The organism is Phenylobacterium sp. (assembly GCF_037968635.1).
In the GTDB taxonomy this organism is placed as follows: domain Bacteria; phylum Pseudomonadota; class Alphaproteobacteria; order Caulobacterales; family Caulobacteraceae; genus Phenylobacterium.
The window spans coordinates 1-3,622 of sequence record NZ_JBBKVV010000001.1 but is presented as its reverse complement, the minus strand read 5'-3'; the positions used below and the strand labels follow the sequence as shown (position 1 = coordinate 3,622).

Sequence of the window (3,622 nt, the reverse complement as noted above, 5' to 3'; positions counted from 1 at the left end):
TCACCGGCAGGGTCAGCCAGTGCGGGGCGCCGTTCAGGAGGATGCGGTTGCGGTTGATCCAGCCGCCGCGCATGTACTGGACATCGTCATAGATGACGAAGACATCGGCCGCCGCGATGAGTTGGAAATAACCGATATAGGGCAGCAGGTAGGGCTGCATGATCGCGGCGATCATGGGCGACGCTCGGGTCTATGTCGCGCCGCGGCTCTCAACCTTTTGCCTCGCCCGAGTCAGTGGATGGTCTTAGGTGACTTAACCGCGATTTGCCCGCCGATGCATTCCCGCCGAGGACCTCATGGACATTCCTGGCGACGAGCCTGACCTGGACGCCGAGATCGCCCTGGCCCAGTCCGACATCGCGGCAGGCCGTACCGTGGCCGCCGTCGAGCGTCTGCAGACCCTGATCGAGGTCCCGATCTATGACCACCGCCTGCACTACGCCATGGCCTCGGCCCTGGGCGCGGCAGGCGACGCCGAAGGCCAGCAATCGTGGCTGCTGGACGCTCAGACCTTCCACGCCCTGCAGGTCATCAGCGAGCAGGCGGACATGGGCCGGTTCGTCTCCGAGCCGAACTACGCCCTGCAGATCGGCGACCAGGCCTATGCCGACGGCAAGATGGGCCTGGCCTCGTCGGCCTTCGGCCAGGTCGCCCCGCAGCCGGGCGCGCCGTTCAATGTAATCATGCGCTGGGGCCTGTCCCTGCTGCATCAGGGGCGCATCCCGGAGGCCATCGTCGCCTTCACCCTGGCGGCCGACACCTACAAGAGCTCGATGGCCCACGAGTTCCTGCTCTATGCCTGCTTCTTCGCGCAGGACGGCGTTCGCCTCCACGCTGCGGAGGCCAGGCGGTGGGCGCAGCTCTACGCCCCGAGCTATGACCCGGCCGACCGTCCCTTCGCCAATCCCGACCTGGCGGGACGCAAGCTGCGGATCGGCTATGTGGCGCCCAGCTTCCTGCGCAGCCAGTTGCGCCAGTTCATCGTACCGGTGCTGGAGAACCACGACCTCGATCGAGTCGATGTCTTCATCTACTGCGCCGATCCGGCGACCGAGACCGCCATCCGCGCCACCGCCGTGCGCGGCATCGGGACGCTCAGCGACGTCGACGCCGCTCGCCTGATCGCCGGCGACGGCATCGACATCCTGGTGGACCTGTGGGGCCACACCTCCGGCGGTCGGCTCGGGGTCTTCGCCCTGAAGCCCGCCCCGATCCAGGCCGCCTGGATCAACTATGTCCAGACCACCGGCCTGACGGCCATGGACTATGTCCTGCACGCCGACGGCACCCAGGCGCCCGGCGACGATGAGCTGTTCGTGGAGGAGATCTGGCGCCTGGGCCCCATCGCCGTCCCCTTCCGGCCGGGCGAGCGGCTGGACCCGACGCCGACCCCGGCGCTCGCCAACGGCTATGTCACCTTCGCCAGCTTCAACCATCCGGCCCGGCTGAACGACGCCACGGTGGCGGCCTGGGCGGCGATCCTGAAGGGGCGGGCGGGTTCGAAACTGCTGCTGAAGTACCGGTACTTCGTCGACCCGGTCCTGCAGGCCGCCGTGCTGGCCCGCTTCCTGGGCCAAGGCGTCACGGCCGGGCAGATCGTGTTCGAGGGCCACTCCACGGGGCCTGATTACCTGAAGAGCTTCGGCCGTATCGACCTGGCGCTGGACCCCTCCCCGGCGCCCGGCGGCACCACATCGTCGGAGGCGGTGTCCAATGGCGTGCCCCTGCTGACCCTACGGGGCTCCGACTTCTACAGCCGCATCGGGACCCTGCGCCTGGAGCCGCTGGGCCTGCACCAACTGGTGGCCGAGAGCTGGGACGACTATGTCGCCAAGGCCCTGGCGCTGACCCAGGACCTCACCGCGCTGGACGCCCTGCGAGCCGAGGTCCGACCGCGTTTCGAGGCCTCACCGATCCGCGACGAGGCGGGGTTCACCCGGCGGCTGGAGGACGCCTTCCGGCAGATGTTCGACCGGTGGAAGGCCGCGGCCTGACCCGCACATGTCGGCCGCCATGGATGGAGGAAGAGGGGCGCCGAGATCGGCCTCACAGGGGGGTCTGTCGCCCCCGCCGGGCGGGCATTTCAGGGCCCTGGACAGCCACGGCCGCCACATCACCGTCGCCCTAGTCGGGACGGCTCTAGGCCGTTGAAAATACTGAAATTCATCGCAGCGACGCCTGGCGGCGGGCGCCCGATGATGACCGACAAGTGGCCGTCCAGGTCCCGACGAACAACGCGCGCTCGCGTTCGCCGGGATCTCATGGGAGCCTTGGTCACCGCAGGAAGAAACGTTGACCTTCTCAGACCGCGCCCAACAAGATGGTTTTGAACGCCAGAATTCAGGTCGCTCGCGACCCGCCATTTCCGAGAGCCGCGCCAAGGAGCGCTATTGCAGATGAAACTCTATTCCGGCGATCTCAGCCCCTACTCAGCCCGCGTGCGGATGCAAATCTACGCCAAGGGCATCACCGACATCACCCTTGAGCGGCCCGCCACCTTCGGCACGCCCAAGTTCCGCGAGGAACATCCGATCGGCCGCATCCCCGTGCTGGATATCGACGGCGACATGATGCCGGAGTCGGAGGTGATCGCGGAATATATCGAAGCAATCTACCCTGAGCCTTCGATGCTGGGAGCCACCCCACGCGAGACCGCCCATATCCGCACTGTGGCGCGGATCGGCGACATCTACATCATGAATAACATGTTCATGCTCTCACCCCAGTCGCGCGCGGCCACCCGCAACCAGGGCATTGTTGACCTGCTCGGCGGCCAGGTGGTCCGGAACGTCAAGGCCCTGGACAAGATGATCGGGCGCGACGGGTTCGCCTGCATGGGCCGCATCACGATGGCCGATTGCGCGCTGGTGCCCGCCCTGTTCCTCGTCGAGAACGTGCTGCCGAGCGTCGGTGTCGAGGACCCGATCCAAAAGAACGCCAACGTGGCGGCCTATTGGACCGCCATTCAGCAGAACGAGCACGCAGCCAAGACGCTTGGAGAGCTGCATCGCGGGCTGGAGGAGCGTCGTGAAATGATCCGCAACGGCTCTTTTGAAAAGTTGATGGCGAAGGCGGCGGCTGCGATGGCTGAAGCCGAGCGTCAGTGAGGCCGGCGCCCGCGTCGTAGAGGATGCCGGGCATGCGGACGCCATCGGCCTCCGGGTTGGTGAAGCTATGGGCGACACCTCCATAGAGGTCGCGATCGGGGCGAACCTTTCCGGCGCCGGGGCATTACGTCCCACCAACCTCTCTGGATATTCATGGCCCCTCAGACCGACGTTCCCACCGCACCGCTTCTGGACTCGCTGGGGATGGCGCTTTCCGGAGACCCGATGATCCTGCGGAGTCTGGCCGTCGCGGCCGGATCCTTCTCGGTCCGCATCCTGGTGGCCGCCCTGATCCTGGCGGTCACCCTGTGGTCTGCAGGACGCCTGTCGACCATGGCTGAGCGGGCCATGGCGCAGGTGCATCGCCCGAACGCGGCCGACCGCACCCTGGGCACCTTTGTCTCGGCCCTGGTGAAATACCTGGTGGTGGCGATCGGCCTGATCGCGGTGCTGCAGCAGCTGGGCGTGCAGACCACCTCGGTCATCGCCGTCCTGGGCGCGGCGTCCCTGGCGAT

The 3,622-nt window shown here is 66.9% G+C and carries 3 protein-coding genes and 1 pseudogene; 3 read left to right on the top strand and 1 reads right to left on the bottom strand.

The features are described from left to right. The coding region (locus AAC997_RS00020; protein ID WP_340643645.1) for a WbqC family protein at positions 1-160 on the bottom strand (160 nt) is incomplete at its 3' end. 136 nt (positions 161-296) lie between these two features. Here AAC997_RS00020 and AAC997_RS00015 point away from each other — a divergent pair. The 3 genes and pseudogenes from AAC997_RS00015 to AAC997_RS00005 form a co-directional block, all read left to right on the top strand. Beyond that, positions 297-1,994, top strand: coding sequence for a hypothetical protein (locus tag AAC997_RS00015; protein WP_340643644.1), 1,698 nt, complete (start codon positions 297-299; stop codon positions 1,992-1,994). 402 nt (positions 1,995-2,396) lie between these two features. Next, complete coding sequence (locus tag AAC997_RS00010) at positions 2,397-3,107, top strand: glutathione S-transferase N-terminal domain-containing protein (protein WP_340643643.1); 711 nt, start codon at positions 2,397-2,399, stop codon at positions 3,105-3,107. 153 nt (positions 3,108-3,260) lie between these two features. Continuing rightward, positions 3,261-3,622: pseudogene (locus tag AAC997_RS00005) on the top strand (mechanosensitive ion channel family protein); the annotation flags it as partial.